This is a genomic window from Serratia sp. DD3, assembly GCF_000496755.2.
This window is the reverse complement of sequence record NZ_AYKS02000079.1, coordinates 56,652-80,505: the sequence shown is the minus strand read 5'-3', so window position 1 is coordinate 80,505 and position 23,854 is coordinate 56,652. Positions and strand designations below refer to the sequence as shown.

Here is a 23,854-nt window from a genome sequence, read left to right as displayed (position 1 = left end):
TTCAATGTGCTATTTTTTGACCTGATAAAAAGTCATTAATGTTTTCTCACAAAATAAATCATTATTTATGAGATCAATAGCACGTTATATGGTTAACTTCGGGATTATTGTACTCGGATTTAGCAAGTACATTATTTATACATTTTCTGTTTGAGCCAAGGTTGGTAATATAGACATGCGGTTAATTACAACATTTTTAATGCTGCTATTCACACAACTGTTCTTTAACCTCGCCCATGCTGCGCCGCGGGCTGATGTTTCTGCTGAGCAACGCAAAAACCACGTTAAGCAAGCTCAGCCAAATGCTGGTAAGAAAAAGAAAGCCGATAAAACCAGCAAAAAAGCAAAGCTCGCCTCTCCACCAAAAGCAGTAAAAGCGTCATCCTCTGCAGTGAAGACCAGCAAGAAAACCAGCAGCCTGAAGTCAAAAACTAGCACCCGGAAAATCGCCGGTACTAAAGTGACCCCCAGCAAAAAAGGAAAAACAAAGGGTTATGGCCGTCATCGTGAAGCCGGTAAGGCTACGGCAAAATTGCTGACACAGGAAAAAACACTAAAACTTAGCCCTGAGCACAAAAAACGTTTTCAGCGTGCCAAGCAAACCGCCGTCAGTAAGCTGATGGGACAAATGGGTAAACCTTATAAGTGGGGAGGCTCATCACCAGGTACCGGGTTCGATTGCAGTGGTTTGATCTATTACGCCTACAAAGACGTCGTCAAGATCAAAATGCCGCGGACTGCTAACGAAATGTTCCACTTGCGTGATGCCGCCCCTGTCAAACGTAGTGAATTGGAAACAGGTGATCTGGTGTTTTTCCGTATCAATAATCGCGGCACTGCGGACCATGTTGGCGTCTATATCGGTAACGGTAAGTTTATCCAGTCGCCACGCACGGGTGAAGAGATCCAAATCACTCAGTTGAATAATGACTACTGGCAAAACCACTATATTGGTGCCCGCCGTGTGGTTACACCTAAAAACATCCGCTAATCCACCTTCGCTGGCTGAGTAGTTAAACTCAGCCTCTCCTTTTTTCTCTTGTTATTTAGTTAGTTACTCAATTAGTACACATTGGATCTTTTATTCACTCGGAAAGTTGATAAGATTAACAACTATGAAATATCTATAACAATTCTGTGTTTCCTCTCTCCGCGGCTCTGACTGGCGCTAACGAGAGAGAACTCTGTATATAAAAAGGAGAAAGCAATGCCGTTTCAATTACCTGCACTACCGTATGAAAAAAATGCGCTTGAGCCTCATATTTCCGCTGAAACTCTGGAATACCACTATGGTAAACACCATAACACCTATGTGGTTAACCTGAATAACTTAGTGAAAGGTACCGAGTTCGAAGACAAAACCCTGGAAGAGATCGTCAAAACTTCCACCGCTGGTATCTTCAACAACGCCGCACAGGTATGGAACCACACCTTCTATTGGCACTGCCTGTCACCACAAGGCGGCAATGAGCCAACGGGTGCTGTTGCTGAAGCCATCAACAAATCTTTCGGTTCTTTCGCTGCATTTAAAGATCAATTCACCGATGCCGCAATAAAGAACTTCGGCTCCGGCTGGACCTGGCTGGTGAAAAAAGCTGATGGTTCACTGGCAATCGTCAGTACTTCCAATGCAGCAACCCCACTGACTGGCGCTGACAAGCCGTTATTGACGGTTGACGTTTGGGAACATGCTTATTATATCGACTATCGTAATGCACGCCCTAAATACCTGGAAAACTTCTGGGCATTGGTCAACTGGGCATTTGTAGCAGAAAACCTGGCTTAATCGCCGGCAATTGCTCAGAGAACAGTGACCTATCGAGCTGTTACTCATAAAGCTGTTACCAATAAAGAAGGCGCGGAATTTTTCCGCGCCTTAATTTATGGTACTCGTCATTGACATTACTGTGGCTGACCGCCCAGCAACCTGAATATACCCGTCGCCAATCAAACTGCTGCGGTGTTGGCTACGCGCACTCACCCTAGTCACATAGTGGGCTATGCTCCTAGGGATTCACTTGCTTGCCGCCTAGCTGCATCTTGATTGAACTTGTGTATAAACTAATTTAATGCGGCAATAAGGCCGAACGCCATAATCACTGCCAATGCACAGCAGGTAGTAAACAATGACATCTTCAAATTGGTATCCATAAACGTCTCCCTCTCTATGATCTTCGTCGTACTGTAAGTGGTATGGTTCCTGGTTGCCCTTTCGTGACGTAGCTGCCTCAGTAACCGGGGGGCTGCTTACTGATTTGCCCCGTTATGACTATTTATTGTTACTGCTCATTGCGACTACTCATTGCAACCGAAATAAACTCAGGTATGTGGTTACTCAAGCATAAGCGACGCAGCCAATACAGCAAATCATTTTTCCCACAGTTCGTGACTTATCTCTTGTTATCCCAGTAGTCTATGCCCCCATTACAATCTAAATGACGGTGTATCCGTTATGGCTCGAATAAACTTGATGTTAAATACATGATTAGCTCTTCCACTTTGCTGCAATATACGACAAAATCGCCCATTCATAACCGCATACCGGTGTAATGCCCTCCTGTTTAAGCGACTGACGAATTCAGTACTAAAAACTCAGTTTTCGCTTATCTAAATAACTATGCCTCCAGGTGGGTATGATGCAGGTTAGCTGAGCGTTGAGCGCATGGATGCGCGATACGAGCCCCCACGGATGGGTTCACGGCGTGTCAGCGTTCCGCATCGTGCCCACAAGCCAGATGCTTAACGTGAAGCGACATCAGGTACGGTTATCTAGACAGGTAGGCAAACGATTAACATCACACCTGCATAATGGACATGTAGGTTTAGGAGTCATTTTTTACATGGCAACGATTAAAGATGTAGCCAAGCGCGCGGGCGTTTCCACAACGACCGTTTCACACGTTATTAATAAAACGCGTTTCGTCGCCGAAGAGACTAAGATAGCCGTTTGGGCTGCGATTAAGGAGCTACATTATTCGCCCAGTGCTGTGGCCCGCAGTCTGAAGGTTAATCATACCAAATCGGTGGGTTTGCTGGCGACCTCCAGCGAGTCCCCCTACTTTGCCGAAGTGATCGAGGCAGTAGAAAACAGTTGCTATAGCCAAGGCTATACCTTGATCTTATGCAACTCTCACAATGATTTGGATAAGCAACGAGCCTATCTGTCGATGCTGGCGCAAAAACGCGTTGATGGCTTGCTGGTAATGTGCTCCGAATATCCAGAGCCTTTACTGGAAATGCTGGAAGATTACCGCAATATCCCTATGGTGGTTATGGATTGGGGCAGCGCACGCAAGGATTTTACTGATACCATTATTGATAATGCTTTTGCGGGCGGTTACCTGGCTGGCCGTTATCTTATCGAACGTGGGCACCGGGATATCGGCGCGATTCCTGGCCAACTTTCGCGTAATACCGGCGGTGGACGTCATCAGGGATTCCTGAAAGCGCTGCAGGAAGCACATATCGACATCCGTGAAGAGTGGATCGTTCAAGGTGATTTCGAGCCGGACTCTGGTTACCAAGCCATGCACCAGATCCTGTCGCAAAAGCAACACCCTACTGCCGTTTTCTGTGGCGGTGATATTATGGCGATGGGTGCCATCTGTGCTGCTGATGAACTGGGGTTGCGCGTGCCACAAGATATTTCGGTGATCGGGTATGACAATGTGCGCAATGCTCGCTACTTTACCCCGGCACTGACCACTATCCATCAACCCAAAGAACGCTTGGGTGAAATGGCCTTCACCATCTTGCTGGACCGCATTACCAGCAAACGTGAACAATCCAAAGTAATCGAAATTCACCCAACCCTGATCGAACGCCGTTCTGTCGCCGATGGTCCTTTTATCGATTACCGTCGTTAATCGCTCACGCCGGGAAGCTGCAGACTTTCCGGCGAGTTCTCGCTCAGCCATTCTTGATTAAGGGTTTCACTGTCACCCAGATAGTTGAGTAACCAAGACATGGCAGGTGACTGCGCTTTTTGCTGCCAGGTAAGGCAACAAGCACTTGGAGGAAAGGGTTCACGCAGTTGTAACTCCACCAACTCTCCGCTTTGTACCAACGGTAATACCCGGTGGGCTGGCGCCATCCCCACACACAAGCCGCTACATAGGCAATCCACCGCAGAAACCCAATCAGGCACCATTAAGCGCCGTTGGTTATCCAGCGACCAAGTTACTCGTTTGGGTAAATTACGTGATGTATCCTCTAACACCAGCGAAGGGTAAGCGCGTAATTGCTCATCACTGAGGGGGCCTTTCATCGCCGCCAAAGGATGACTGGCGCTGACCACACAAAGCCAATTGATAAAGCCCATATCACGGAATGCATAACCCCCCCCTACGGGCACAGCACGTGTCGCACCGATAGCCATATCCACACGGCCATCAACCAAGGCATCCCATACCCCATTAAACACCTCTGGCTGCAGCACCAACTCCATATCAGGAAAATGGTGATAAAAATCCAGTAATAGCTGGCGGCTACGCTGTGGCTTTACAATCAAATCAACTGCAATTCTTAACTGACCACGCCAACCATTAGCAACCTGCTGGCACTGTCGACGCGCATCAAGCATTTTTTTGATAACAACTCTCGCCTCTTTAATAAACAGTGAGCCCGCAGGTGTTAATTCCACATTACGGTGATGGCGCACAAAGAGAGGGACCGCCAACCATTGTTCCAGTTGCCGCACGGTATAGCTCACCGCTGAAGGAACACGATGTAATTCCTGTGCTGCTGCGCTGAAACTCCCGGTACGTGCTACCGCATCAACGACATCTAACGAGTATTCAGACCACATAGTGATATTCTGCCTTCAAATTTTTTAATAGCACCTTGCAAATAATACCGTTTCACAACTAGAGATCCAGCCGTATACACTTGCCGCCGCTAAAAAAATTTGCGTAACATAATTTTAACGAGAAATACCATGCGAAATTTTGGATTTATGTTTTATCTTGCTGGCCTCAGCATGTTGGGGTACCTGGCTACCGACATGTATCTGCCAGCATTTGGTGCTATGCAACAGGAGTTGCAGATTTCCCCTGGGGCCATCAGTGCCAGTTTGAGTATTTTCCTGGCCGGGTTTGCCTTTGCTCAACTGCTGTGGGGGCCCTTGTCAGATCGCCTGGGGCGTAAACCGGTGCTCTTGGTTGGCCTAGTGCTATTCGCCTTCGGTTGCCTGGGTATGTTATGGGTGGAAAACGCAGTCCAACTGTGGTCACTGCGCTTTCTTCAAGCCATTGGGGTCTGTTCTGCTGCAGTCACCTGGCAAGCCATCGTGGTGGATCGCTACCGCGACGGTAAGGTCAACCGTGTTTTTGCCGCTATCATGCCGCTGGTCGCCCTCTCCCCCGCATTAGCACCACTCTGCGGTGCCTGGTTACTCAATCATATGGGCTGGCGTGCCATCTTTATTGTATTACTTGCCATCACATTATTATTGCTTATTCCTACCCTATTACTGAACGATCACAGCCGGTTGGTGCCCTCTACTGACAAACAACCCGGCAGCAGTTTCTATCAGATTTTAAAATCCCCGCGATTTAGCGGCAACGTGATGATTTTTGCTGCCTGTTCCGCCAGCTTTTTTGCTTGGCTGACTGGCTCACCATTTATCCTTGGTGATATGGGGTATAGCCCAAATGATATTGGCCTGAGCTATGTTCCACAGACTCTGGCTTTTTTGCTGGGTGGATACAGTTGCCGCAGTGCCTTGAGTCGTATTTCCGGTAATCTCTTGTTGCCTTGGCTACTGCTCGCCTATGGCTTCAGTATCTTGGCTTTATATTTACTGGCAACATTAACGGAACCGACGTTAACCACTCTGCTGATCCCATTCTGCTTTATGGCCTTAGTTAACGGTGCCAGCTACCCTATTCTGGTCAGTAATGCGCTCATGCCGTTCCCTGAAAGCAGTGGTAAAGCCGCCGCATTGCAAAATACCATCCAATTGGGTCTATGTTTTGTTTCCAGTTTGCTGGTCTCGGCATTTATTAGCCAACCGTTGGTAGCAACCGTCACCATCATGCTCACTACGGTATTTTTGGTCGCTTTGGGCTATGTGATCCAACTTTATGGCGTCAATGAAAAACAGCGGCGTTTACAACAAGAAAGTACAGACTCAGTCTGATGATGAGATGACTTTTGCCGAGCGCGATAAGCTATGGCAGCAAGTGTTTAGTGTCAAAGGCACCAAACACTTTATTGGTCGAATAGTCGCAGCCCGGCCAAACCTGGGCTGCTTTAATCACTCTTAGGCTTTTACTGGGCTACTGTATTCGCTGCTACAGCCATAGCGGCTTCGCGGCTGGCAAGTACCCGCTCAACGGTATCAACCACGGCCTGAGTCTGCGGGTCGATCTCGATATTCACTTTATCGCCAAGGCGTCGCTTGCCCAACGTGGTACGCTCAAGGGTTTCCGGGATTAAGTGTACGCAAAAGCGGTTATTAACCACCTCACCAATGGTCAGGCTAATACCATCAATGCCGATATAGCCTTTATGCAGCACATATTTCATCAAATCATGCGTTGGCATCCGTAACCATACTTGACGGTTATTTTCCGAGGTAAAAATCTTGGCAACTTCAGCGGTGCAAATAATATGCCCGGACATTAGGTGACCACCAATCTCATCATTGAATTTGGCCGCCCTTTCGACGTTAACCTTATTGCCAAGTTTGAGATCACCAAGATTGGTCAAGCGTAACGTTTCTTTGATCAAATCAAACGTCACTTGGTTACCGTTAATGGCGGTTACCGTCAAGCAACAACCATTATGCGCCACCGAAGCGCCTAGCTCGAGCCCTGGCAACAGTTCAGCGGGCATTTCAATTGTATGGGTGCGAAAATTAGGTTTTTCATCAATGGCAACCAGCGCTGCGGTGCCCTGTACGATACCGGTAAACATGTTGGCCTCTTTTCTGAACTCAATGTACTGTAAGCAGTTTGCCCCAGTTAGCAGTGAAAACCAAACTACTGAAGCAAAAAATCCTGTTTCTAGCGCCTGTTTAATCAAGCGATAGAGTATGGCGACATCTGAATAAAGCGGAGATGCGCACCATCAAATCAGTAGCGCTATTCGCTGGCGATTTACTCCGCTTTTTTTGCCACTTTACGGGGGCTTTTTTTCTGTTTTTTGCCCTCTGTCGGTGGCGAGCTCGGCAAGCCACGAAACGCGACACTGGCGCGGCTCTGCTTGGCCTGATAGATCAATTCCTGCAAGGTGGCTTCCAGCGGTTGCATAAAATCCTGATAACGGCAGGATTTTTCACTGATTTGGGTGAGTGTTGCTTCCCATTGGGCCGTCATATCAGGACGCGCTGCCATATCCGGTAATGAGTGGATCAAGGCACGCCCGGTGGGGCTTGAATGAATATAGCGTCCTTTCTTGTAAAGAAACGCGCGCTTAAATAACAGCTCAATAATCCCTGCCCGCGTTGCCTCGGTGCCCAAGCCATCGGTCTCTCGCAAGATTTTTTTCAGCGCTTTATCTTGCACAAAACGGGCAATCCCCGTCATGGCAGAAAGCAAACTGGCATCAGTGAACGGTCTGGGGGGTTGCGTCTGCCGTTCAACCACTTCACCGCGTTCACACAGCAACTCATCCCCTTTAGCCACCACCGGTAATGGCGCCCCTTCATTTTCCTCATCACGCTCTTTGCTACCCAATAGGGTTCGCCAGCCCGCTTCCGCCAGAAAACGTGCCTTGGCAATAAATTTGCCACCCGCGATATCCAACTCAATAACGCACTTGCGGAACAAGGCATCCGGGCAAAACTGCATCAAATATTGCCGGGCTATTAGCGTATAAACATTCAGTTCGTCTTGGCTCAGGTTAACTTTACCGCCCCGTGCCGTGGGAATGATGGCGTGATGCGCATCGACCTTTTTATCATCCCAGCAGCGGTTACGGCGTTCGCTGTCAATCACCGGCTGTGGGTAAAGGTCAGGTTGATGGGCACTGATGGCATTCAATACCGCATGCCGCCCAACAAAATGCTCCTCCGGTAAATAACGGCAATCAGAACGGGGATAGGTAATCAGTTTATGCGTTTCATACAACCGTTGGCAGATATCCAATACTTGTTGGGCACTGAGGTTATAACGTTTGGCAGCCTCTATTTGTAACGTAGACAGAGAAAAGGGCAATGGCGCAGTATCCGATTCCCGCTTGTCATTATAGGAGGTGACTTGGGCTGGCTGGCCTTCAATACGTTTGACCACATGCTCTGCCAAAGGCCGGTGCAGTAAACGCCCCTCTTCATCCTGATAAGGTTCACAAGACTCGCTGGGCTGCCATAAAGCAACAAAGCGTTCCTCTTTTGGCGTCACAATGTGCGCTTTCACTTCAAAGAAGTCTTTCGATACAAAGTCTTCAATTTCTTCGTCACGGCGCACTACCAATCCCAATACTGGTGTTTGCACCCGCCCCACGGATAACACGCCATCATAGCCGGCATTACGCCCCAGCAAGGTATAAGCACGCGTCATATTGATACCATACAGCCAATCAGCACGCGCACGGGCTAACGCAGAAACACACAAGGGAATAAAATCGCGGTTATCGCGCAGGCGTTCAACCGCCCGTTCGACCGCTTGAGGGTTAAGATCGTTAATCAGACAACGGCGCACGTTCTGCCGCTTTTCCACCGGCAGTGCCAAGTAATCCAACACTTCATCCACCAGCAGTTGCCCCTCTCTGTCAGGGTCACCGGCATGGATCACTTCATCGGCCTCGCCCAGTAGACGCTGGATGGCATTCAGTTGCTTGCTCACCGAGGGGCGCGGCTGTAACAACCATTTTTGCGGGATAATTGGCAAGTCTGCCAATGACCAACGGGCATAACGACTATCGTAAACATCGGGTTGAGCCTGTTCCAGCAAGTGCCCGACACACCAGGTCACCACGTCATGGCTGCCACAGGCAATGAACCCATCCCCACGGCGATGGGGCTTCGGCAATATATCAGCAATGGCACGGGCCAAACTCGGTTTCTCGGCTATAAACAGTCGCATTACTCACCGTTATTCTGGCTATAGGCCATTAAAAATTCTTTCACCTGCGCATAGTTTCCACGGAAAATCACGCGCTGGTTTTTCTTTTCCAATTGATAGCAATACATCGGATCATAGTAGTGTTGTAACAATGGCACCAACCACTGCTGGTGAGCATCACTGTTACCGGTGGCCCGTTGTAATTGCAGCGCCTCTTCCAACCTTTGTGTTAACTGCTGGAAGAGTTCCAACCCCAAACGGCGTCGAATGGCAAACAAGCCGTGATGCAAATACTCATCATATTGCTGCCAACCCTCCAGTTCACCGTAGGTCTGTTCGAAATCGGCTCGCATCCGGTCAATATACTCTTCCTGCAGCCTTGCCACGCGCACGTCAAATGGATCATCAATCACCACCACCGGTGCTTGCTGCATGGCATTGAATAAACTCAACGGCAGGCTATCAGAACCAATCGTCCGGCTTTCATCTTCCACTATCCACTTGCGACAGCCACCATGCTGTTTTTTCAGCATCTGCACCGCCAATTGATTTTCAAAATCAATCTGGCTAGGTTGTTTGGTCAAGGTTCGGCCAAAAGATGAACCACGGTGATGGGCCAGATTTTCCAGGTCAATACCGGACGCCATTTCATTAATCAGTAGCGTTTTACCGCAACCGGTATTGCCACCAACGATCACCATCGGCAAGGTCATCGCCGATTCGAGTGTCTCCAGTAGAAAATGGCGCAGCGCTTTGTAACCACCAATAATCCGCGGATAATCGACCCCGGCCTCATGTAGCCACTGCTGTACCAGTTGAGAGCGCAATCCACCACGGAAACAGTAGAGATAACCGCTTGGCTGCTGTGCTACCTGTTCAATCCAGGCACGAGTCCGCTGCGCCCGTAACTCACCATTGACCAGGCTGTGCCCTAAAGCAATCGCCGCCTGTTGCCCCTGTTGTTTATAACAGGTCCCCACTATTTGGCGTTCGCGGTCATCCATCAGTGGCAAGTTGACTGTCAACGGGAATGCACCTTGCCGAAACTCGATGGGTGCACGTACATCAATAAGCGGAACATCCTCTAAGAAAATGCGCTGATAATCTTTCGTGTCACCCCGTAACTGCTGCGTTAGCACTCGATAACCTCAATCAATGGTTTACCAGGGCGGACGGCATGCAATTCACCTATGGCGTTGATGGCAATACCATGGCGTGCCGCAATCGCCTGCACGTCAGCCTCCGCTTGCGGCAGTACCGCCAGTAACAACCCGCCAGAGGTTTGTGGGTCACACAACAATTGGCGTTGCAGCTCAGTCATGGTACCAATCAGATGGCCGTAGCTTTCATAATTGCGTTGCGTCCCACCCGGTACGCAACCTTGTTTAATATAGGATTCTACCTCGGGTAGCCGGGGTACCTGATCGAACCACAGTGTCGCTTGCAAGCCTGAGCCTTGACACATCTCACTTAAGTGCCCAAGCAAACCAAAACCGGTCACGTCAGTCATTGCCGTGACACCGGCAACGTCAGCAAATTCAGCCCCAGGCTTATTTAATTGGCACATCACTTGGGTGGCCAACCCTTCATGCTCTGGGCGCAATTTGCTTTTCTTCTCTGCGGTGGTCAACACACCGATACCCAACGGTTTGGTTAAGAACAGCCTAGCTCCCGCTTGTGCTGCGCTATTTTTCTTTACCCGTTCGGTACTGACAATACCCGTAACAGCCAGGCCAAAAATGGGCTCGGGTGCATCAATCGAGTGCCCCCCAGCCAACGCGATACCGGCCTGCTGGCAAGCGTATCGCCCACCATCAATTACCTGTTGCGCCACCTCTGCGGGTAATGTGGCAATCGGCCAGCCTAGAATGGCAATCGCCATCAAGGGTTTCCCCCCCATCGCGTAGACATCACTAATGGCATTGGCCGCGGCAATGCGACCAAAATCAAACGGGTCATCGACAATCGGCATAAAAAAATCAGTGGTGCTGATAATGCCGACACCATTACCGATGTCATAAACGGCCGCATCATCACGGGTTTCATTCCCCACCAATAAATTAGGGTCAACAAACTTTTCCTGTTCGCTGTGCAATATCGTCTCAAGTACTTTCGGTGAGATTTTGCAGCCACAGCCAGCACCATGGCTGTACTGGGTTAAACGAATCGCTGGCAATGTCATAATCCACTCCCTCTGAGTAATGCGCGTCAGGATATCATAACGGGTTATTCCCATCGTCATTCAAACTGCTGAGGTGGGTACAGAAAGGTCCGAAAGGTAGATACCCTGTAGCTTGAATCAATGCGCTATAGGGTAGCGCTTGGCGAAGGGATTGATAAGCGGTGGTTGGCATAATGCGTGCGAATGCTCATAAATAGTGCAAAGCGACACCATGATGGGCCACTTTGCACCTGCTTGATCACAGATGGTTCAGAAGTAACTGACAAAAGTCGTGCTATCCGGCGCGACTACTTTTGCCGGGGCCTTCAACTGTGGTGTACCCAAATAAAGGAAGCCAACAATTTCATCCTGCTCACGGCAGGCGAAGGCTTCACGCACCAACGCATTTGCCGTCCAGACGCCAGTACGCCAGATGCCATTGAAGCCCTGTGCCAATGCCGCCATCTGCATCGCCTGCACCGCACAACCGGCTGACACCACCTGTTCCCAGTGGGGGACCTTCGGGTTATCGCTGCAATGGGCAATCACCGTGATGATCAACGGCGCACGGGAAGGGATTTGCTTGGCTTTCTCGATGGCGCTTTCACCCAGTTGGTCCTGTTGGGCCGCGCGCTGCAATAGTTCACTGAAACGCACTAATCCCTGGTTCTCAATCAGCACAAAACGCCAGGGTTGCAGTGCACCATGGTCTGGAGCCCGTAAGCCTGCATTGATGATATTCTGACGCACTTCACCTTCAGGTGCAGGTGCTACCAGGCGCGATGCCGAACGGCGGTTGAGTAACAGTTCTAGTGCATCCATGATTCATTCCTAATAACAATTTTTATTTCACGCACGTTAGCATAGCCCAACAAAGAGTGACAGTTTCTGCAATACTCTCTTTAACCAGCGAATTAAAAAGTTAAAGCTGACATTTGTTTAACCACTCATTACGATAGCGGCGTATACCACCCTATTTTGGAGAGCACATGCGCACATTGTGGCGATTTATTGCCGGTATTTTCAGATGGACCTGGCATCTAATCAATTTTGTCAGGGAGTTGATCCTCAACTTGTTCCTGATTTTTCTGATCCTGATTGGCGTGGGTATTTATCTCACCTTTCAGAATAATGTCTCAATGGAAATCCCCCGCGGGGCACTATTGGTTGATCTGAAAGGCACTGTGGTTGATAGCCCAGCCGTCAATAACCGCTTCCGTCTATTAGGGCGTGAACTACTGGGTACATCCAGTAATCGTCAGCAAGAAAACTCGCTGTTTGATTTGGTGGATACCCTTCGCAAAGCGAAGGACGATAAGAACATCACCGGAATGGTGTTGCAATTAAATGACTTTGTCGGTGCCGACCAACCCTCGTTGCAATATATCGGCAAAGCCCTGCGTGAATTCCGCGATAGCGGTAAACCGATCTATGCCATAGGTGATAGCTACAACCAGACACAATATTACCTCGCCAGCTACGCCACCAAGATTTATCTATCACCACTTGGTGCCGTAGACCTGCATGGCTTTGCCACCAATAACCTGTATTACAAAGCGTTATTGGAAAAAGTGAAGGTTACCACCAACATTTTCCGCGTGGGTACCTATAAATCTGCCGTAGAACCGCTGATTCGTAACGATATGTCGCCAGAAGCACGTGAGGCTGATAGCCGCTGGATTGGCGGATTATGGCAAAACTACCTGGATACGGTAGCAGCCAATCGTCAACTGACCCCAGACCAACTGTTCCCTGGTGCTGCCGATATCATCAACGGCCTCAAAGCCGCAGGGGGAGATACTGCACAGTTTGCCTTGAACAGCAAACTGGTGGATGAGCTCGCTTCCCGACCCGTCATTGAAAATCAATTGGTGAAAACCTTTGGTTGGAATAAAACCAATAATAACTTCAATTCCGTCAGTATCTACGATTACCAACCTCAATCCCCCGCTGAACTGGGGGAAGAGATCGCCGTGGTTTTTGTTAATGGCCCAATCATGGATGGCCCACAAACGGCGGGTAATGTTGGTAGCGATACCACCGCAGAACAATTACGCCAAGCCCGTCTCGATCCCAACATCAAAGCCGTGATACTGCGCGTCAATAGCCCAGGTGGCAGCGTCAGTGCTTCAGAAGTGATTCGTTCAGAATTGGTGGCCATTCGCGCTATTGGCAAGCCGGTGGTGGTTTCTATGGGAGGGATGGCGGCTTCTGGGGGGTATTGGGTCTCCGCACCCGCAGATTATATTATTGCTAGCCCGAGCACTCTCACTGGTTCCATCGGCATTTTTGGCGTGATCAATACCTTTGAGAACACCCTCGATAGTATCGGTGTCAATACTGATGGCGTGGCGACGTCTCCATTGGCGGATATCACCGTCACCAAGGCACTACCCGCTGAGTTCTCGCAAATGATGCAACAGAACATCGAGAATGGTTACAAGAAGTTCATCACGCTGGTGGCTGACTCTCGCAAGATGACCCCAGAACAGGTCGATCAAGTTGCTCAGGGCCACGTCTGGCTGGGTAGTGATGCCAGGAAAAATGGCCTGGTGGACCAACTGGGTGACTTTGATGATGCAGTGAAAAAAGCGGCGGAGTTAGCTAAACTGACCCACTGGCAACTCAGTTGGTTTGTTGATAACCCAAGTCTGGCGGATATCCTGCTTAGCCAGTTTAATGTCTCTATTCACGCCATGCTGCCAGCCATGATTCAATCAATGCTGCCAGCACCATTGAACTCGCTGGCAAAAGCTGCGGCGGAGCAGCCTGGCCTATTCAACAACCTTAATGACCCGCAACATCGTTATGCTATCTGCCTGACCTGCGGTGAAGTTCGCTAACTGTTATCCCTAGGCTCATTCAGCATGGCGATAAATCTCTAGCCCGACAAAGTCGTCGGGCTTTTTTTTTGTTACCATCTCCCTATAATTTGCCCTATTAGCAGGTCATATGAGCCTTACCATGCAAAAAAAATCCATCTACGTCGCCTACACAGGCGGCACTATCGGTATGCAGCGCTCGACGCAGGGTTATATTCCGGTATCCGGGCATCTACAGCACCAACTGTCACTGATGCCAGAATTCCATCGGCCAGAGATGCCAAACTTCACCATTCATGAATATGTGCCATTGATTGACTCTTCAGATATGACGCCAGAAGATTGGCAGCACATCGCTGACGATATTAAAAAGAATTATGATCAATACGATGGCTTTGTGATCCTGCATGGCACTGACACCATGGCTTATACCGCCTCTGCGCTCTCTTTTATGTTGGAGAATCTGGCTAAACCGGTTATTGTGACAGGGTCACAAATCCCTTTGGCTGAATTGCGTTCTGATGGTCAAACCAACCTATTGAATTCGCTCTACTTGGCGGCCAATTATCCAGTCAATGAAGTGAGTTTGTTTTTCAATAATAAGTTGTTTCGCGGCAACCGTACCACCAAGGCCCATGCCGATGGTTTTGATGCCTTTGCCTCACCTAATCTGCCCCCGTTACTGGAAGCCGGGATCCACATCCGCCGTCAGACAGGCATCCCATCGCCGGTTTGCCGTGGGGAACTGGTGGTACATAACATCACGCCACAGCCGATCGGCGTAGTCACTATCTATCCGGGTATTTCTGCTGCGGTGGTACGTAATTTTCTGCTACAACCGGTAAAAGCCCTGATTCTGCGCTGCTATGGTGTGGGCAATGCCCCACAAAAAACCGAATTGTTGGATGAGCTACGCGATGCCTCAGCACGTGGCACTGTGGTAGTGAATCTGACCCAATGTATTTCAGGTAGAGTCAATATGGGGGGATATGCTACCGGTAATGCGCTGGCCCATGCAGGCGTTGTTAGCGGGTTTGATATGACCGTGGAGGCAGCATTAACCAAGCTGCATTACCTGCTGAGCCAACCCTTGACACCCGAGGAGATCCGCAACCTGATGCAGCAGGATCTACGTGGTGAACTGAGCGTGGCAGATTAACCCCTATTGGAGCTGAGATGAAGTCCGCCTTGTTATTAATCGATTTACAAAATGACTTTTGCCCCGGTGGCGCGTTAGCGGTAGCCGAAGGTGATGCCACCATTGCCATCGCCAATCAGGCGATTGACGCTTGTGGTGCGCGCAACGAACCGGTTATTGCCAGCCAGGACTGGCATCCGGCTAATCATCGCAGCTTTGCCATTCACGCTAACGCACCCGTGGGCACCTTGGGTGAACTTGAAGGTTTGCCACAGGTCTGGTGGCCAGTGCACTGCGTCCAGCATAGCTCGGGGGCCGCACTGCACCCTCAGCTTCAGCGCCAACAAATCGCAGCGGTGTTTCGTAAAGGGGAAGATCCCAACATTGATAGCTACAGTGCTTTCTTTGATAACGGCCACCGCACCTCAACCCTTTTGGATAGCTGGTTGAAAACACACGGTGTTACCCAACTTGCCGTGATGGGATTGGCCACTGATTACTGCGTAAAATTCAGCGTATTAGATGCATTGAGCCTGGGTTATCAAACTCAGGTGATTATTGATGGCTGCCGTGGTGTCAATTTGCAGCCCGAAGATAGCCAACGTGCTTTAGCGGAAATGCAGCAAGCGGGAGCAAAATTGGTGACGCTGTCACAATTTATCAACCGCTAATATCCCCTGCACTATTTCCTGCACTATCCCCTTCACTCTCCCCGGTGGGTTGCCCGCTAGCACTAACAACCTCGGGGAGGTTCGCTTGCTACTGTGGTTTCAATTTTACCAGCGGTTCTGCCATAAACTGCTGCTTCAGTTCCTGTTTGCTTTTCATCACAATCTGCCCATCAGTGCCAATACTCATATGTTGTGCTTCAACATTGTGCATTGATTGCCAGAGCATCACCGCTTGCAGACTGTTTTCTTTCTGTTCGGTTGTCAGCGCGACCCCATCGGGCCATTTACCCAGTTCCACCGCCTGGCGCAAACGCTGATAAATTTCCGGCGTCATGCAAGCAATCAAGTCTTTTACTTCCATCAGTCAGTTTTCCTTTAGATGATAATAACCGATAGTTAGCTGAATCGATTTTGTTAATTCTTAATACATAGAGATCCGCTTGCCACCTATTCCCGCCGTCTACTCGAATTATCACGGAGAATCACCTGTTAACCCAGCGTCTGCTCACCACTGTTGTCATCGGTGAAACTCAGTGAGGCAGAGTTGACACAGTAACGTTCCCCCGTTGGCTGTGGCCCATCCGGGAAAACATGCCCCAAATGGGCATCGCAGCTGGCACAGCGGATCTCTACACGTTGCATATTGTGTGAATTATCATCAAGATAACGAATGGCATCAGCAGAAACGGGCTGATAAAAGCTTGGCCAACCGCAGCCTGGATCATACTTGCTGGCGGAGTAAAACAGTGGCGCGTGACAGCACAAACAGTGATACATGCCATCACGCTGGTTATGCAACAATTTGCCTGAAAAAGGCGCCTCAGTCCCCTGTTGCTGCGTCACATGGTGTTGAATGTCATTCAACTCTGTGCGCAATTGATTTTTAGTCATTTGTGCGATTTCCGCCCTTTACCATCACCAACCAAAACAAAACTCAATAATAACAAAAAAACAACAACACCAAGAGGGTTTTTAACCTAGACTGTAGCGGATGTGATGTGTGTAGCGATAAGACGTGATCTTAATCACACATATTGTATTTACTATCTTTATACTTAATAATTTATCCCCATATCAAGCGGAGACTAAGCGCAAATTGTGTGTGCAAATAGCGAACAAAACAGGCACTAGGTTTTGATTTGCAGCAACAATTGACACGATTCCGCTTGACGCTTGGCAAGGTTTTGGTAATTCTACAACCAACCTTTTATTCACTAACAAATAGCTGGTGGAATATATGACTATCAAAGTAGGTATCAACGGTTTTGGCCGTATCGGTCGCATTGTTTTCCGTGCTGCTCAAGAGCGTTCTGACATTGAGATCGTTGCAATCAACGATCTGTTAGATGCAGAATACATGGCTTACATGCTGAAGTATGACTCTACCCATGGCCGTTTCAACGGTACAGTAGAAGTTAAAGACGGCCATCTGGTTGTTAACGGTAAAACCATCCGTTGTACCTCAGAAAGAGATCCGGCTAACCTGAAGTGGAACGAAGTCAATGTTGACGTCGTTGCTGAAGCAACTGGCCTGTTCCTGACTGACGAAACTGCACGTAAGCACATCGCTGCCGGCGCTAAAAAAGTGGTTCTGACTGGGCCATCTAAAGATGATACCCCAATGTTCGTTATGGGCGTAAACCATAAGGCTTACGCGGGTCAGGAAATCGTTTCTAACGCATCTTGCACCACCAACTGCCTGGCTCCTCTGGCTAAAGTGATCAACGACAAGTTTGGCATCGTTGAAGCACTGATGACTACTGTTCACGCAACAACTGCAACTCAGAAAACTGTTGATGGTCCGTCTCATAAAGACTGGCGCGGCGGCCGTGGTGCGGCTCAGAACATCATCCCTTCTTCTACCGGTGCAGCTAAAGCGGTTGGTAAAGTTATCCCAGAATTGAACGGCAAGTTGACAGGTATGGCGTTCCGCGTTCCTACTCCTAACGTGTCTGTGGTTGACCTGACTGCTCGCCTGGCAAAACCAGCTTCTTACAAAGAAATCTGTGCTGCTATCAAAGCCGCTTCTGAAGGCGAACTGAAAGGCGTTCTGGGCTATACCGAAGACGAAGTGGTCTCTACTGACTTTAATGGTGAGAAACTGACTTCTGTATTCGATGCCAAAGCAGGTATCGCTCTGAGCGACACTTTTGTGAAGCTGGTTTCTTGGTACGATAACGAAACCGGTTACTCAAACAAAGTACTGGATCTGATCGCTCACATCTCCAAGTAATCGCAGATGTGGTGTTGATTATAAGGGCGACATTCGTGTCGCCCTTTTTGTACCTGTCCTCTTACCAACCACAGTGTCGTCAACTGTACAGCCCGATCTGACCATTTATCTAAGTTGCGTCTTGTAAATGAGTGGGCATTCTGGCAACTGTTTGCAGCAGTTTAGGCGACAGATATCTCTGTTTTTGCGCCGAATAGAGGCCTTAGCATGAACGAAAAAATTTTCACCTTGCCCGTTACCGAGCAATTATCCCCTTCTATTAGCCTGCGCCAATTGGATGAATTAGCCGTCGTAGTGGTTTCTCATCCTAAAACTCGGGCGGCTATCACCTTACAAGGCGCACATTTACTGGCTTGGCAACCCGATGGAGATCAGCCCGTCATCTGGTTAAGTAACAATACCCCCTTCAAAGCTGGGGTCGCTATCCGTGGCGGTGTACCCATCTGTTGGCCATGGTTTGGCCCAGTCAATAACCCGGCCCACGGATTTGCCCGTAATGTCCCTTGGCAATTAGTCGCCCATGATGAAGATCAAGAAAATGTCAGCCTGACCTTCAAATTGCAGGATAATGCAGAAACCCGAAAACTGTGGCCACATGCCTTTAGCCTGACGGCTCACTTTAAGTTCGGTACTGAATGCGATATCGCGCTAGAGTCGCAAGGTGACTATCAGGCTACCGCCGCACTCCATTCCTATTTCCAAATCGGAAATATTGACAAGATTAAAGTTGCCGGTTTAGGTGAACACTTTATTGATAAAGTGGCAGAAGGTATTGAAGCGCATCAGGTGGGTGAACTGGAATTTACCGGTCGGACAGACCGTATCTATACCCAGCCAGCCGCCACTAGTCTGATTAAAGACCCGGTATTACAGCGCACAATTGAAGTTAATCACCAGCATATCAGTGATGTTGTCGCTTGGAACCCAGGGGTTGAACTCTCTTGCAGCATGGCCGATATGCCGAATGACGGTTATAAAACCATGGTCTGCGTAGAAACGGCTCGTGTCACCAGGCCCTTGCTAGTTACCCACGAACACCCTGCCCGTTTGGCAGTTAAAATCCGCAGCATCAAAAATCGTTGAGTTAATAAACCGAGGTGAAAGCTATCCATTGCTTTCGCCTTGCTGGTTTTCTATGGGGATGGCAAAACACGTAGTACAGTAACCTGCATCTCAGTGGTAGCCAAGCAGCCTACTTGTTTAACGCCCTTTTTTAGTGCAAGAGCGCACTAAAAAAGAGCACAGCACCATTAAAAACTATAGGAAATCCCTGTCAATAACGAACCGGAATAGGATTTATCCACCATTGGGCTGTCTTTAATTTCACTGGCCAAACTGGTGTAACGCCCAGTGAAGAAGCCAGTCCAGTTGGTGTTGATTTTATATTGGGTGGTCAGTTCAAGATAAGGTGACACACTACTGCTCGGTGTATAGGTATTGAAACCACTACGGCGTGACTCATTACCATTAACGCCAAAATAATATTTATTCTGGTTTGAGCTATTCATGGTCATCCCCAGCGCAGGGATAATACGCCAGTCACCTGTCTGGAAGCGGTATAGATAAGCCACATCGCCTACCAGGCCATTGCTGTTATTCAACACATCACCGACCAAGGTGCTGCGGATTGTTCCCCAATCAGCATTATATGAATAAGCCATACCGCCCATTAGCGTACTGCGGCGCTTATCCAACTGCTTCATACGATCATCATCACTATCATCGGGGTCAAAATTCAGCGGCGAATAGAGTACGATAACACTTAACTGGTTTTGCTGGTCGCGCCACAGGTTATAACCCGCCATCAATGAACGGAAGTGAAAGTTTTCCCCTTCGTAATTGATAATAGGAACGGGATAGACGCGGTCCTGATAACCACGATAAGGGCCAGGTGTGAGCAATGCTGAAGCACCCAGTGACCAAGTTCCTGCCTGAGCATTGTGAGCACAAGTGACAGCGGCAACAATAATCGCTAATGTTTTTAATGAAGGTATTTTCACGATGTTTTCCCATACATAAAAAAGGTAAATGTCATAACGTAAATAGTTTATGTGAAAATATGTTTCCGTGTGTGATATTTACAATAAAAAACAGTTATAAGTCAATAAATGAGCAGATAACGCTCATTTATTCTGCTGAATTAGCCCCTACTTCTCGTCTATTCTACGCCGCCCTTCCAGTCTCTCCGCAGTAACCGCAAGTGAGTCATTGATATGGCTTAAAAAAAATTTTATTGATGCAGGAAATTTTCCAGTATGCAACTAGACTTATATCGGAAGGTGGATTTATCCTGAGGTCGGTTGAATAAAGCGCAACTCGCGATAATAAATCTATCATGTTGGCATACGAGTTGCTGTACTCAGTTATGCTTCCCACTTTCAGGAGCCACAATATAAACACCAGCTCCTTTTTTAACCTGTGCTAATAACGAAAGGACGGGCATCGCCATGAACATATTTGACCACTATCGTCAGCGCTACGAAGCAGCCAAGGACGAAGAGTTCACACTGCAGGAATTTCTTACCATTTGCCGGCAAGATCGCAGTGCATATGCCAATGCAGCAGAACGGCTGTTGATGGCTATCGGTGAACCAGTCATGGTGGATACCGCGCTTGAATCGCGCATGTCACGCCTGTTTTCCAACCGGGTCATCGCACGTTATCCTGCATTCGAGGAATTCTACGGCATGGAGGAAGCTATCGAGCAGATAGTTTCTTACTTGAAACACGCCGCGCAAGGACTTGAGGAGAAGAAACAGATCCTTTATCTGTTGGGCCCAGTAGGTGGTGGTAAATCATCCCTTGCTGAACGGCTAAAAGACTTGATGCAACGTGTCCCTATTTACACGCTGAGTGCTAATGGTGAACGTAGCCCGGTAAACGATCACCCATTATGCCTGTTCAACCCACAGGAAGACGCCACTATTCTGGAGCAGGAATACAATATTCCCCGGCGTTATCTTGGCAGCATTATGTCGCCATGGGCAGCCAAACGTCTGCATGAATTCGGTGGTGACATCACTAAATTCAAAGTAGTGAAGGTTCGTCCATCCATTCTGGAACAGATAGCTATCGCCAAAACTGAACCCGGTGATGAGAATAACCAGGATATCTCTGCCTTGGTAGGTAAAGTAGATATCCGTAAGTTGGAGAACTATGCCCAGAACGATCCGGATGCCTACGGCTATTCCGGTGCCTTGTGTCGTGCCAACCAAGGTATTATGGAATTTGTCGAGATGTTCAAGGCACCGATCAAAGTGCTGCACCCTCTGCTGACCGCCACTCAGGAAGGTAACTACAACGGTACTGAGGGGATCTCTGCCCTGCCATTCAGCGGCATTATTCTGGCGCATTCTAACGAGTCAGAATGGGTCACTTTCCGCAACAACAAAAACAATGAGGCCTTCCTTGACCGGGTTTATATCGTCAAGGTCCCTTACTGCCTGCGGGTGTCCGAAGAGATCAAAATCTACGACAAACTATTGGATCACAGTGAGCTAACCCATGCCCCTTGCGCCCCTGGTACGTTAGAGACACTGGCACGCTTTACCGTATTGTCACGTCTTAAAGAGCCAGAAAACTCCAGTATTCACTCAAAGATGCGTGTCTACGACGGTGAAAGCCTGAAAGACACCGATCCCAAAGCCAAGTCATATCAAGAGTATCGTGACTATGCTGGGGTTGATGAAGGCATGAATGGTCTTTCAACCCGTTTTGCCTTCAAGATACTGTCTCGGGTCTTCAACTTTGATCATGCCGAGGTGGCTGCAAACCCAGTACATTTGTTCTACGTGCTTGAGCGACAAATTGAACGTGAACAATTCCCGCAAGAACAGGCAGAAAAATATCTGGAGCACCTGAAAGGCTACCTGATACCGAAGTATGCCGAGTTTATCGGTAAAGAGATCCAGACAGCTTATCTGGAATCCTACTCGGAATATGGTCAAAACATTTTTGATCGCTACGTGACCTATGCCGATTTCTGGATCCAGGATCAGGAATACCGTGATCCCGATACCGGTCAACTGTTTGATCGCGAGTCTTTAAACGCCGAACTGGAGAAAATTGAAAAACCAGCAGGTATCAGTAATCCAAAAGATTTCCGCAATGAAATCGTTAATTTTGTCCTGCGGGCTCGTGCTCATAACAGCGGCCACAATCCTAACTGGACCAGTTACGAGAAGTTGCGCACCGTCATCGAGAAAAAAATGTTCTCGAATACGGAAGAGTTACTGCCCGTTATTTCCTTCAATGCCAAAACCTCAACGGATGAGCAGAAAAAACATGATGATTTTGTCGACCGTATGATGGAGAAAGGCTACACCCGTAAACAGGTTCGCCTGCTGTGCGAATGGTATCTGCGGGTCAGAAAATCATCATGATGTAAGCTACATGACGTCATATACCTAAGTGGTTTCAAGTGACAGCGTGCGCCCAAGGAGGGGCGAGTCATTACGCCAAACTTGAATGATCGTGGATATATGCTTTATGGCTTGCCGGGCAACGTTGTTTGGGGGATGTATGGCCTATTTCATTGATCGACGGTTAAATGGCAAAAACAAGAGCATGGTGAACCGCCAGCGCTTCTTGCGTCGCTATAAGTCGCAAATCAAACAGTCGATAGCTGAAGCCATCAATAAACGTTCGGTCACCGACGTAGACAGTGGGGAATCCGTGTCGATTCCTAGCGGCGATATCAGCGAACCCATGTTTCATCAAGGCTCTGGCGGTAAACGTCAGCGTGTTCATCCAGGCAACGACCATTTTGTGCAAAATGACCGTATTGAGCGCTCCCAAGGTGGCGGTGGCGGCGGTGGAAGTGGCCAAGGGGATGCCAGCCAGAATGGTGAAGGCCAGGATGAATTTGTGTTCCAAATCTCCAAAGATGAATATCTCGATTTACTGTTTGAAGACTTGGCGTTGCCTAATCTGAAGAAGAATCAGTATAAGCAGCTTACCGAGTTCAAAACCCATCGTGCTGGTTACACGGCAAACGGCGTGCCTGCCAATATCAGTGTGGTGCGCTCGTTGCAAAACTCATTGGCACGACGTACTGCTATGACGGCAGGTAAACGGCGTGCTTTGCATGAACTGGAAAATAGTCTCAGCCTGTTGGAAAACAGTGAACCTGCTCAATTGCTGGAAGAGGAACGCCTGCGTAAGGAGATTGCTGAGCTGCGTAAAAAAATTGAAAGTGTGCCATTTATTGATACTTTCGACCTACGCTATAAAAACTATGAGCGCCGCCCTGAACCTTCCAGTCAGGCGGTGATGTTCTGCCTGATGGATGTCTCTGGTTCAATGGATCAGCCAACCAAAGATATGGCCAAACGTTTTTATATTCTGCTGTATCTCTTCCTCAGCAGAACCTATAAAAATGTCGAGGTGGTATACATTCGCCACCATACGCAGGCCAAAGAAGTGGACGAGCAAGAGTTCTTCTATTCGCAGGAAACTGGCGGCACTATCGTTTCCAGTGCACTGAAGTTAATGAACGAAGTGATAGAAGAGCGCTACGACCCTGCTCAATGGAATATTTATGCCGCTCAAGCTTCAGATGGCGATAACTGGGCTGATGATTCGCCTCTGTGTTACGAGTTGTTGGCAAAAAATACGTTGCCGATGGTACGTTACTATTGTTATATCGAAATCACCCGCCGTGCTCATCAGACCCTGTGGCGGGAGTATGAACATTTACAAGCAACCTTTAAAAACTTCGCCATGCAGCCAATACGTGAGCCGGAGGATATTTACCCTGTATTTAGGGAGCTGTTCCAGAAGCAAACCGTATAGTGTTATGACGACCCACACAGCCAGTCAATTG

At 48.6% G+C, this 23,854-nt stretch carries 21 protein-coding genes; 11 read left to right on the top strand and 10 right to left on the bottom strand.

Annotated features, from left to right (window positions below):
• The first annotated feature begins 175 nt into the window (after positions 1–175).
• Positions 176–991, top strand: coding sequence for a C40 family peptidase (locus IO95_RS15690; protein ID WP_023490171.1), 816 nt, complete (start codon positions 176–178; stop codon positions 989–991).
• 216 nt (positions 992–1,207) lie between these two features.
• Complete coding sequence (gene sodB / locus IO95_RS15685; RefSeq protein WP_023490170.1) at positions 1,208–1,786, top strand: superoxide dismutase [Fe]; 579 nt, start codon at positions 1,208–1,210, stop codon at positions 1,784–1,786.
• A gap of 275 nt (positions 1,787–2,061) precedes the next feature.
• Here sodB and IO95_RS25260 read toward each other — a convergent pair whose 3' ends face one another.
• The gene (locus IO95_RS25260) at positions 2,062–2,151 is read right to left on the bottom strand and encodes a YnhF family membrane protein (RefSeq protein ID WP_023490169.1); all 90 of its coding nucleotides are present in this window, start codon (positions 2,149–2,151) and stop codon (positions 2,062–2,064) included.
• A 689-nt stretch (positions 2,152–2,840) separates the two neighbouring features.
• Here IO95_RS25260 and purR point away from each other — a divergent pair.
• Positions 2,841–3,866 (top strand): HTH-type transcriptional repressor PurR, encoded by a 1,026-nt coding sequence (purR, locus tag IO95_RS15680; RefSeq protein WP_023490168.1) that lies wholly within the window; start codon positions 2,841–2,843, stop codon positions 3,864–3,866.
• Here purR and punR read toward each other — a convergent pair.
• The gene (punR, locus tag IO95_RS15675; RefSeq protein ID WP_023490167.1) at positions 3,863–4,807 is read right to left on the bottom strand and encodes a DNA-binding transcriptional activator PunR; all 945 of its coding nucleotides are present in this window, start codon (positions 4,805–4,807) and stop codon (positions 3,863–3,865) included. The genes purR and punR overlap by 4 nt on opposite strands.
• Before the next feature lie 129 nt (positions 4,808–4,936).
• Between punR and punC the strand changes: the two genes are divergently transcribed.
• Positions 4,937–6,139: a purine nucleoside transporter PunC gene (punC, locus tag IO95_RS15670; protein WP_023490166.1), complete on the top strand. Its 1,203-nt coding sequence runs from the start codon at positions 4,937–4,939 to the stop codon at positions 6,137–6,139.
• A gap of 131 nt (positions 6,140–6,270) precedes the next feature.
• On the opposite strand, the gene IO95_RS15665 is transcribed toward punC, so the two are convergent.
• From IO95_RS15665 to IO95_RS15645, 5 genes are all read right to left on the bottom strand, one after another.
• Positions 6,271–6,918 carry a riboflavin synthase gene (locus tag IO95_RS15665; RefSeq protein ID WP_023490165.1) on the bottom strand — a complete coding sequence of 216 codons (648 nt, stop codon included), beginning with the start codon at positions 6,916–6,918 and terminating at the stop codon, positions 6,271–6,273.
• 182 nt (positions 6,919–7,100) lie between these two features.
• Positions 7,101–9,026 carry a DNA topoisomerase III gene (locus IO95_RS15660; protein ID WP_023490164.1) on the bottom strand — a complete coding sequence of 642 codons (1,926 nt, stop codon included), beginning with the start codon at positions 9,024–9,026 and terminating at the stop codon, positions 7,101–7,103.
• A complete protein-coding gene (gene mnmH, locus IO95_RS15655; protein ID WP_023490163.1) occupies positions 9,026–10,144 on the bottom strand; it encodes a tRNA 2-selenouridine(34) synthase MnmH in 1,119 nt (372 codons plus the stop codon). Before mnmH ends, IO95_RS15660 begins: the two co-directional genes overlap by 1 nt.
• A complete protein-coding gene (gene selD, locus IO95_RS15650) occupies positions 10,138–11,187 on the bottom strand; it encodes a selenide, water dikinase SelD (protein WP_023490162.1) in 1,050 nt (349 codons plus the stop codon). Before selD ends, mnmH begins: the two co-directional genes overlap by 7 nt.
• A 249-nt stretch (positions 11,188–11,436) precedes the next feature.
• Positions 11,437–11,988: an NAD(P)H nitroreductase gene (locus IO95_RS15645; RefSeq protein WP_023490161.1), complete on the bottom strand. Its 552-nt coding sequence runs from the start codon at positions 11,986–11,988 to the stop codon at positions 11,437–11,439.
• A 167-nt stretch (positions 11,989–12,155) separates the two neighbouring features.
• Here IO95_RS15645 and sppA point away from each other — a divergent pair, with 167 nt between their 5' ends.
• The 3 genes from sppA to pncA all read left to right on the top strand — a co-directional run bounded on the left by sppA (position 12,156) and on the right by pncA (position 15,797).
• Entirely contained in the window at positions 12,156–14,009 is a 1,854-nt protein-coding gene (gene sppA, locus IO95_RS15640; RefSeq protein ID WP_023490160.1) for a signal peptide peptidase SppA, read from the top strand.
• A 121-nt stretch (positions 14,010–14,130) separates the two neighbouring features.
• Positions 14,131–15,147 carry an asparaginase gene (gene ansA, locus IO95_RS15635; RefSeq protein WP_037386036.1) on the top strand — a complete coding sequence of 339 codons (1,017 nt, stop codon included), beginning with the start codon at positions 14,131–14,133 and terminating at the stop codon, positions 15,145–15,147.
• Positions 15,148–15,164: 17 nt separating this feature from the next.
• Positions 15,165–15,797, top strand: a complete 633-nt coding sequence (gene pncA / locus IO95_RS15630; protein ID WP_023490158.1) for a bifunctional nicotinamidase/pyrazinamidase — start codon at positions 15,165–15,167, stop codon at positions 15,795–15,797.
• A gap of 88 nt (positions 15,798–15,885) precedes the next feature.
• Here pncA and IO95_RS15625 read toward each other — a convergent pair whose 3' ends face one another.
• Together IO95_RS15625 and msrB are read right to left on the bottom strand one after the other, a co-directional pair.
• Positions 15,886–16,158: a YeaC family protein gene (locus IO95_RS15625; RefSeq protein WP_023490157.1), complete on the bottom strand. Its 273-nt coding sequence runs from the start codon at positions 16,156–16,158 to the stop codon at positions 15,886–15,888.
• A gap of 128 nt (positions 16,159–16,286) precedes the next feature.
• On the bottom strand, positions 16,287–16,688 hold the full coding sequence (gene msrB / locus IO95_RS15620; protein WP_023490156.1) for a peptide-methionine (R)-S-oxide reductase MsrB: 402 nt from the start codon (positions 16,686–16,688) through the stop codon (positions 16,287–16,289).
• Positions 16,689–17,034: 346 nt separating this feature from the next.
• Here msrB and gapA point away from each other — a divergent pair, with 346 nt between their 5' ends.
• A complete protein-coding gene (gapA, locus tag IO95_RS15615; protein ID WP_023490155.1) occupies positions 17,035–18,030 on the top strand; it encodes a glyceraldehyde-3-phosphate dehydrogenase in 996 nt (331 codons plus the stop codon).
• Positions 18,031–18,237: 207 nt separating this feature from the next.
• A complete protein-coding gene (locus IO95_RS15610) occupies positions 18,238–19,113 on the top strand; it encodes a D-hexose-6-phosphate mutarotase (RefSeq protein ID WP_023490154.1) in 876 nt (291 codons plus the stop codon).
• 167 nt (positions 19,114–19,280) lie between these two features.
• Here the strand turns inward: IO95_RS15610 and IO95_RS15605 are convergent, their stop codons facing one another.
• A complete protein-coding gene (locus IO95_RS15605; protein ID WP_023490153.1) occupies positions 19,281–20,030 on the bottom strand; it encodes a MipA/OmpV family protein in 750 nt (249 codons plus the stop codon).
• Between the two features lie 447 nt (positions 20,031–20,477).
• Between IO95_RS15605 and yeaG the strand changes: the two genes are divergently transcribed.
• Together yeaG and IO95_RS15595 are read left to right on the top strand one after the other, a co-directional pair.
• Positions 20,478–22,412, top strand: coding sequence for a protein kinase YeaG (gene yeaG, locus IO95_RS15600; protein ID WP_023490152.1), 1,935 nt, complete (start codon positions 20,478–20,480; stop codon positions 22,410–22,412).
• A 139-nt stretch (positions 22,413–22,551) separates the two neighbouring features.
• Positions 22,552–23,823, top strand: coding sequence for a YeaH/YhbH family protein (locus IO95_RS15595; protein WP_037386054.1), 1,272 nt, complete (start codon positions 22,552–22,554; stop codon positions 23,821–23,823).
• The last annotated feature ends 31 nt before the right edge of the window (positions 23,824–23,854 follow it).

Excerpts from the sequence above, each read along its gene's own strand:
- IO95_RS15690 (WP_023490171.1), top strand. The coding sequence starts at position 176 with ATGCGGTTAATTACAACATTTTTAATGCTGCTATTCACACAACTGTTC.
- sodB (WP_023490170.1), top strand. The coding sequence starts at position 1,208 with ATGCCGTTTCAATTACCTGCACTACCGTATGAAAAAAATGCGCTTGAG.
- IO95_RS25260 (WP_023490169.1), bottom strand. The coding sequence starts at position 2,151 with ATGGATACCAATTTGAAGATGTCATTGTTTACTACCTGCTGTGCATTG.
- purR (WP_023490168.1), top strand. The coding sequence starts at position 2,841 with ATGGCAACGATTAAAGATGTAGCCAAGCGCGCGGGCGTTTCCACAACG.
- punR (WP_023490167.1), bottom strand. The coding sequence starts at position 4,807 with ATGTGGTCTGAATACTCGTTAGATGTCGTTGATGCGGTAGCACGTACC.
- punC (WP_023490166.1), top strand. The coding sequence starts at position 4,937 with ATGCGAAATTTTGGATTTATGTTTTATCTTGCTGGCCTCAGCATGTTG.
- IO95_RS15665 (WP_023490165.1), bottom strand. The coding sequence starts at position 6,918 with ATGTTTACCGGTATCGTACAGGGCACCGCAGCGCTGGTTGCCATTGAT.
- IO95_RS15660 (WP_023490164.1), bottom strand. The coding sequence starts at position 9,026 with ATGCGACTGTTTATAGCCGAGAAACCGAGTTTGGCCCGTGCCATTGCT.
- selD (WP_023490162.1), bottom strand. The coding sequence starts at position 11,187 with ATGACATTGCCAGCGATTCGTTTAACCCAGTACAGCCATGGTGCTGGC.
- IO95_RS15645 (WP_023490161.1), bottom strand. The coding sequence starts at position 11,988 with ATGGATGCACTAGAACTGTTACTCAACCGCCGTTCGGCATCGCGCCTG.
- sppA (WP_023490160.1), top strand. The coding sequence starts at position 12,156 with ATGCGCACATTGTGGCGATTTATTGCCGGTATTTTCAGATGGACCTGG.
- ansA (WP_037386036.1), top strand. The coding sequence starts at position 14,131 with ATGCAAAAAAAATCCATCTACGTCGCCTACACAGGCGGCACTATCGGT.
- pncA (WP_023490158.1), top strand. The coding sequence starts at position 15,165 with ATGAAGTCCGCCTTGTTATTAATCGATTTACAAAATGACTTTTGCCCC.
- IO95_RS15625 (WP_023490157.1), bottom strand. The coding sequence starts at position 16,158 with ATGGAAGTAAAAGACTTGATTGCTTGCATGACGCCGGAAATTTATCAG.
- msrB (WP_023490156.1), bottom strand. The coding sequence starts at position 16,688 with ATGACTAAAAATCAATTGCGCACAGAGTTGAATGACATTCAACACCAT.
- gapA (WP_023490155.1), top strand. The coding sequence starts at position 17,035 with ATGACTATCAAAGTAGGTATCAACGGTTTTGGCCGTATCGGTCGCATT.
- IO95_RS15610 (WP_023490154.1), top strand. The coding sequence starts at position 18,238 with ATGAACGAAAAAATTTTCACCTTGCCCGTTACCGAGCAATTATCCCCT.
- yeaG (WP_023490152.1), top strand. The coding sequence starts at position 20,478 with ATGAACATATTTGACCACTATCGTCAGCGCTACGAAGCAGCCAAGGAC.
- IO95_RS15595 (WP_037386054.1), top strand. The coding sequence starts at position 22,552 with ATGGCCTATTTCATTGATCGACGGTTAAATGGCAAAAACAAGAGCATG.